General features: G+C 53.2%; 1 pseudogene. It reads left to right on the plus strand.

The annotated features are described in order from the left end of the window. A pseudogene (locus tag H6A60_RS12715) lies at positions 1 to 250 on the plus strand (hypothetical protein); the annotation flags it as partial. Positions 251 to 408: the final 158 nt, after the last annotated feature.

Below are 408 nucleotides of genomic sequence, written 5' to 3' on the forward strand. Positions count from 1 at the left end.
TTCCTGGGCCGCCGTCATGGCCGATCCGACGCTGGTCGGCGTTGTCCCGCTTCAATTTGCACGTCAGATTGCCAACGCGTCTCCCTTCGTGATTCTTGGACGTCCGAGCAACACGGCCATACTTCATCCGACCATGCTCTGGCACAAAAGGACGGACGGCGACGAAGCTTTCGAATGGATTCGCGGCATGCTAGCAAACGATCACCGAGCAATCGACGAGCACATTGCTGTCGATGAAATTCTCTTCTAAATCAGATATTTCCCGAAAAACAAAGAAGCGAATCCCGAGAGATGAAACGACTTTGATGGAATGAGCCTATGGCGGCGCAAGCCGGTCATGAGGAAAATGCACGACGTCGACACAGGCTTTGCAAGCCATGAGTGAACGACTTCGAAAGAAGCCCGTAC

This window comes from Sutterella massiliensis, assembly GCF_016899755.1.
GTDB classification, from domain to species: domain Bacteria; phylum Pseudomonadota; class Gammaproteobacteria; order Burkholderiales; family Burkholderiaceae_F; genus Sutterella; species Sutterella massiliensis.